This is a genomic window from Bacillus sp. P4_D3, from assembly GCF_056401855.1.
In genome coordinates, this window is record NZ_JBFUIN010000939.1 from 1 (window position 1) to 1047 (window position 1047).

A 1047-nucleotide genomic window follows, 5' to 3' on the forward strand; every position below is an offset into this window, starting at 1 on the left:
GTTGTAGAACAATGTAGGAATTTTTTTGTGCATTGGTACAGAATCTGTTTTAAAATTAAGTTATGACAGAATTATAGCAATTGTCTAACTAATATTCGTGTCTTTTAAGAAGTAATGTTTGTAGTAGAAACTCGTACGCTGTCGAAACTCAATATTCGATAAGGGGTGTGTAGCGGAATGGAATTTACTCTAACTCGCGAAAAACAAATGATTAAAGAAATGGTRCGTGACTTTGCTGAAAAGGAAATCGCACCGAAAGCTGTGTATTATGACAAAACTGCAGAGTTTCCATATGAAACATTTCAAAAAATGGGCGAACTAGGATTATTAGGCATCCCATTCCCAGAAGAGTATGGAGGTTCAGGTGGCGATACATTATCGTACGCGTTAGCAGTTGAAGAAATTGGTCGTGCTTGTGGTGGTACTGGTTTAAGCTATGCTGCAACAATTTCATTAGGTGCTTCTCCAATTTATTATTTCGGTACAGAAGAACAAAAACAAAAATATTTAGTTCCAATGGCGTCAGGGAAAACATTAGGTGCTTTCGGATTAACAGAGCCAAACGCTGGATCTGATGCAGGGGGCACACAAACGAAAGCAATATTAGATGGCGATGAATATGTTATTAGTGGCGAAAAGTGTTGGATCACAAATGCAGAGTATGCAAATACAATTATTGTAACCGCTATCAACGGTGTTGAAGACAATGGTAGAAAACGTATTTCTGCATTTATCGTACCGACTACTAGTGAAGGGTTAACGATTTCAAGCCCTTACGATAAGATGGGTGTTCGTGCTTCTAATACTTGTGAAATCGTACTTGATGGTGTGCGTGTACCGAAAGAAAATATACTTGGTGATGTAAATAAAGGATTTAAACAATTCTTATATACACTTGATGGAGGACGTATTTCAATCGCAGCATTAGCAGTAGGTATTGCACAATCTGCATTTGAACGTGCATTGCAATATGCGAAAGAACGTCAACAATTTGGTAAAACAATTTCTAATTTCCAAGCGATTCAATTTAAATTAGCTGATATGGCG

General features: G+C 37.3%; 1 protein-coding gene. It reads left to right on the plus strand.

The features are described 5' to 3' along the window. Positions 1-177: 177 nt before the first annotated feature. A partial coding sequence (locus tag AC1DTM_RS28165) for an acyl-CoA dehydrogenase family protein (RefSeq protein WP_477001453.1) occupies positions 178-1047 on the plus strand: 870 nt, incomplete at its 3' end.